The sequence below is a fragment of the Gordonia sp. UCD-TK1 genome, assembly GCF_001691435.1.
Taxonomy (GTDB): domain Bacteria; phylum Actinomycetota; class Actinomycetes; order Mycobacteriales; family Mycobacteriaceae; genus Gordonia; species Gordonia hongkongensis.
Genome location: NZ_LZMP01000055.1, coordinates 1 through 5,483 on the forward strand (window position 1 = coordinate 1; position 5,483 = coordinate 5,483).

The 5,483-nt window shown below is 55.9% G+C and carries 4 protein-coding genes; all 4 read left to right on the forward strand.

Features of this window, described 5'->3' with window-relative positions; all coding sequences use genetic code 11:
- Positions 1–254 precede the first annotated feature (254 nt).
- The 4 genes from A9310_RS21305 to A9310_RS25750 all read left to right on the forward strand — a co-directional run bounded on the left by A9310_RS21305 (position 255) and on the right by A9310_RS25750 (position 5,386).
- Positions 255–1,376 (forward strand): site-specific integrase, encoded by a 1,122-nt coding sequence (locus A9310_RS21305; RefSeq protein WP_065632280.1) that lies wholly within the window; start codon positions 255–257, stop codon positions 1,374–1,376.
- Entirely contained in the window at positions 1,376–1,705 is a 330-nt protein-coding gene (locus A9310_RS25345) for a helix-turn-helix transcriptional regulator (RefSeq protein ID WP_083207471.1), read from the forward strand. The genes A9310_RS21305 and A9310_RS25345 overlap by 1 nt, the downstream gene beginning before the upstream one ends.
- Before the next feature lie 448 nt (positions 1,706–2,153).
- A complete protein-coding gene (locus A9310_RS21310; RefSeq protein WP_331710561.1) occupies positions 2,154–3,230 on the forward strand; it encodes a hypothetical protein in 1,077 nt (358 codons plus the stop codon).
- A gap of 35 nt (positions 3,231–3,265) precedes the next feature.
- The gene (locus A9310_RS25750; protein WP_139104708.1) at positions 3,266–5,386 is read left to right on the forward strand and encodes a hypothetical protein; all 2,121 of its coding nucleotides are present in this window, start codon (positions 3,266–3,268) and stop codon (positions 5,384–5,386) included.
- Positions 5,387–5,483: the final 97 nt, after the last annotated feature.

The following is a 5,483-nucleotide window of genomic DNA, read 5'->3' on the forward strand; positions in this document are numbered from 1 at the left end:
AAAAGAGTAATGTTGCAGCAGATGCAGTCGAACCCTCCTCCTTTGCAACGTTCAGATTCTTATCGGTCTGGGCGCCTGACCTGCTCTGATGTGGGTTCAGACGGTCTATTGTGAGTGCGAACGCCGAATCGAAGCTGCAGTTTGCGCAGGGACCTGTCATACGAGCAGGGCTGAGCGACTTGATGATTGACACCGACCCTGCAATAGATGCATGATATGAGCATCTAATGCACCCAGCCTGGAGATGATGCCGCGTGACGGTCGACGACTCTGGGCGCTTGGTGCTGGTGCCGGGCGTTCGATATCTGAGCAACCAGGATGCTGTGTTCGCGGAGATGTTGGATGGATGGCGCAATCAGCAGCTGTCCAGAAACCTAACCTTCGGGACCATTGAGCAGCGTTGTCAGCTAATTACCCGCTTTGCTGACTATGTCAACGAGTACCCGTGGAAGTGGTCCCCGGCGATGGTCGACGAGTTCTTCGGCGACCTGCGGAGTATCCGTCACGCGCGGCAAACGACGGTGCGTGGTTATCAAACAGCGCTACGGCTGTTCTGCGACTATGTCGGATCGTCCGAGTATGGCTGGTGTGATCTCTGCGTTGATTTGTTCGGAACTCATCCAGTACAGGTTTGCCACGATTGGAACTCGGCTCGCCACGCACAAGAGTGCGAGTCCGATCCACGTAAGCGGGCTTTCAGTCGCGCTGAACTGCAACGATTTTTCGATCATGCTGACGATGAAGTCGATCGGCTCGCGACGAGCGGCCGCAAGGGTCAGTGGCCGGCCTACCGCGATGCAACCTGGTTCAAAGTTGCGTACGCATGGGGACTTCGCGGTAATGAGATCCGTCATCTGCAGACCACTGATTTCTATCGCAACCCGAAAGCGCGCGAATTCGGCAAGCACGGCATCCTGCATGTTCGCTACGGCAAACCTCATCGTGGTTCTCCCCCGAAGCGTCGATCCGTCCTAACAGTTTTCGACTGGTCCCCTGACGTCGTCGCTGACTGGATTTCTGCCGCACACCTTGGTGGCGAGACTGGAAAGTTAGACCTCTTCACCAGCGAACGAGGCACGCTCGTGACGGTAAATTGTGTACGGCAGAGATTCTCGCGCTACTGCGAGGAGCTTGGACTGGCTCCGGGACTCGATCTTCACTCGATGCGCCGGTCGTACGCGACACATTTGATTGAGGCCGGCGTTGATCAGAAGTTCGTTCAGGACCAACTTGGGCACGAGTTTGCTTCCACCACGGGCATTTACGACTGTACTTCGACGGACTATCGTCAGACCACCCTTCGCGACGCGCTCGACTCGACTGTGCGGGATGCAATGAATATCGGCGAACACCCAGATGAGGAAGCGGGCAACTGATGGCAGCACGTACTGTGGAGTACCGCTGGCGCCTGGCGGAGTTGATGGCCGCGGCCGGCATGCACAACAGCACCGATCTAGTGCCCCTCCTTCGCGAACGTGGAATCGACTTATCGGCGTCACAGGTCTACCGATTGGTGGCGGGCCAGCCTGAGCGCGTGTCTTTGCAAGTGATGGCCGCCATCTGCGATGTATTCGCCTGCACCCCAGGTGATCTCGTCACCGTAACCGCTGTTGATAAACGTCGCAAACGCGCCGCAACCGAGAACGTGGTAGATCTCAATCGCACCGCACGACCCAAGCGCGCCCGGGTAATCCGTGATGAGTGAGCCACTTACTGGGGGGCGGCGGCCGCGAGGACGCCCGAGACGTACCACCGGCGAGCGTTTTTGCGATCGGTGCGGGCGGGTCATGGGCAAGCACCGGGTTCATTGGCCCGGAGAACGACTCTGCAACAGTTGCTTTTACCTTGCGATGCGCACATTCGGAGAGTGCCCAATCTGCGGTCATAACGGCGTCCTCCCCGCTCGGTCGCGAGCCAACGATCCGAGACCCTGTTGTCTGAAATGCGGCGGTATCAATCCAGCTGACTATCGTTGCACCATCTGCGGGCACGAGGGTGAGATGTATCGGCGAGGCCAATGCGCCAGATGTTCGTTGCGGGACAAGTTGGAGCAGCTAGCACCGCCTCCACGCCGCGCAGCTCTGAAGGAATTGCGAACCACCTTGATTGACGCGCTAACTCAGGCGCAACGGCCAGAGAGTGTAATGACGTGGATGCGCGACGCCCAGGTGCGGGCACTCCTGCACGGCTTGATGACTGGATCCATTCCATGTACACACGAAGCCCTCGACAGCATCCCCCCATCCAAGACTGTCGAACACATCCGGTCGATCCTTGAGCAGCACACGCTACTCGAACCGCGCGATCATTATCTTGCACTGTTCGAGCGGTGGCTTGAGAGCAAACAGTCTGCAGCCGACACCCCCGAGGTGTGGGCCACCGCCCACCGGTTCGCGACGTGGCATCACCTCCGACGAATCCGCGCCAACTCGTCACCTCGCCAATCCAGCGAAGGTTCGGTGCGTTCTGCCAAGCAGGAGATAACCGAGGTCATCAAGTTTCTCAACTGGCTTAACAGAGTCCATCACCGCACCGTGGAGAACGCCACACAGGAAGACGTGGATCAGTATCTGAAACCAGGGCCGACGACCCGCCAGCTGATCCGCACCTTCTTTGTCTGGTGCCGCGCACTTCGCATTAATACCAGCGTGACAGTTGAGCACCGGTACGCCAGATCAACCCCTAGCTTGACCGATGAGGATCGGATGCGGTGGATCCGAACTCTCATGGAGGGCGACGTCACCAGCCTTCACCAACGGGTCGCCGGCCTCCTGCTGGTGCTCTATGCCCAACCGTTGAGCAGGGTTGTAACACTGCAAATCGGCGACCTCGAGCTCACGCCTACCGAGATGCGAATCAGCCTTGGTAGCGAGCCAACACCTGTGCCGGAACCATTCGCAGTTCTGATCTATGAGTTGCTTGAACACAGGCCAAACCTGCAGACAGCCGGCGCGGACACGATGTACCTGTTCCCGGGCTATCGACCAGGCCGACACATTGGCTCGCAGACAGTGATGCACACGCTCCGCCGGCTCGGAATTAACTTGCGCGGCAGCCGCAATAGTGCGCTAGCCAACCTCGTACAACTTGCGCCACCGCCGATCGTGGCGGACATGCTCGGCTTCAGCTGCCAAGTTACCGAACGTCATGCCGCTCTCGCCGCCACCACATACGCGCGCTACGTCAGCTCTATATCGCAAGCAACCAGGCTAAGATCAGGCAATTCTTGACAATACCAACTACTAACATCTGGAGCTGATTTACAATGGGTAACGAGCGACTTAAGTTGGCCCTTTCGCAGATAAAGCCCGGCGACTGGGAAAGGTTCGAAGAGTTTGCGTCAGAGTTTCTTACTTCCGAATTTCCAGACTTTAGGAATATGGCGACACAATCAGGTGACAAGGGCCGCGATGGCGAGCTGTACAATATCAACAATAGCGGTGACGTAAAGCTACAGTTCTCAGTATCCGAGGATTGGAGCGCCAAGATTAACGCCACAGTTAGACGCCTTGAGAACACTGGACTTCCACGCGTACTGATCTACGTAACAAATCAAGATATCGGAGCTCAAGGCGACCAAATTAAATCCCGTTTAATAAAGAAGAATATCTCCCTAGACATACGCGACTGCACTTACTTTGTAGATCGAAGGAGCTCCTCCGAGAGCTGCATATCTGCATGTCAGCGCCTCGAACGCGCATTCGTCGACCCGTTGTTGGCCAGCGAAAGCCTCGGAGCATCAGTCGGTAGAGCATTGTCTACCATGGAAGAACGTATTGCATTCCTCCATCTCAGTATCGAAATGAGCGAGCGCGCCAGTGATCGAAATCTAACGAAGCTAGCTATTGACGCTTTGATACTTTCCATACTACATGGCAGCACCGCCGAGAATCCCATGCCGCGCGAAGTTATAATAGAACGACTCCTCCCCCTGCTTAAGTCAACGACACGCGATACAGCAATCGCGCAAGTTGATTCAGCACTTGACCGGCTTTCGGCTAAACGAGGCCGCATAAAGTACCGAAGCAAAGAAGCTTCATATCACATATCCCATAGCGAGCGCGAACACGCCGCCGCCCAAGCAGAGGCTTTCCTTTCTGGCCAGAAGAGCCTTGAGGCAGATATCCACGCAGCGCTATACTTGAACGACTCAGACGTTACTACGAACTCTGCGGACTACTCTTCTCAAGTCTCCTCAATACGACAGCTATTCGAATATCTACTACTCGACTTCGGCGAGCAGTTTTCCATCTTCCTCGCGACCGGCACGATCCCCGAGCAAGCCCTGACTGAGAGCCTCACTTCAATCGCGTCTAACCACAGCATTTCATCGCCGATTCCAGCCGGAGACCTTCTAGAGGTAATCGAGGAAGTGTGCGTGCACGGAAACGAAACCACCCAGCGGCATCTGCGTAAACTCCTGGATGCCTACACAACCATGGCGCTACTCCAATCAACTTCAGACGTCCAGAAAACGATGCGCAAGATATTTACCGGAGGAAGGATTTGGCTCGATACGTCCGTCGTTCTCCCACTGCTGGTCGAGACGATGTACGGAGTTGATTCCCCCTATACGCACCTTGTTGAAGCCAGCCGGGCTGCAGATGTGGCACTGTATGTAACGCCTGGAGTGATTGAAGAAGTGGATGCCCATCTTACCCTCTGTGTGAATGCGGCCCGTTCCACTTCGATTGCCCGAATCCCTTTTATCTTGGACCAGTACATACGTAACGGCGGAAGCCGTTCGGAATTCTACGCATGGCAAGAGGAATTCCGTGGACTCGGTGATCCGATCTTCGATATCCAGGAGTTCCTCTCCGAAGAGTTCAACATCAAAGTACGAGACCTTGCGGACCCGTTGTCCCGAGCCCCCAAAGACCTTTACGAATCTGCCGAACGTTTCTGGGACGAGGTGACAGAGACGCGGCGTGGCACCACAAGCGACCCATCAGAGATTGCAAAACTAGCGCGACACGACCTTGAGAACACAGTAGGGGTCCTGCAATTACGAGGAAATGCGTCGACAAACCCCGTCGGGGATCAGGATTGGCTTCTAACCGAGGACCGGCACGCTAAAAGGTTTTCCCGAGTGATCGGTGAAGAACTCGGCCGCCACATAACCTCGCCGGTTATAAATCCGCAATTCCTAGCGCAGTTGGTAAGGTTTAAGCGTGATCATTCTGCGCACTCTAGTAGCGATGCTGACCGCGTTCCAATCTATTTCGGAATTGCTCGCTCCGAACCACTGACACCCGAGATCGCAGCGATGATCGACGACCTTAGGTCCAAGTCCCCTTCGCTGGGGCCAAGGCGAACGCGTCGATTCATACGGGAGCAGATGAACCAGCGCAAAGCTGCACCCGAGTTCTCATCTCTGGGTGAGTGACTGACTACGGCACAGTCCAGTCCTCGGACGCTGCATACAGACGAGGCGTGTTCGTCCTAACGGGACTTGATCTGTTCGATATTCACGGTTACCAGTA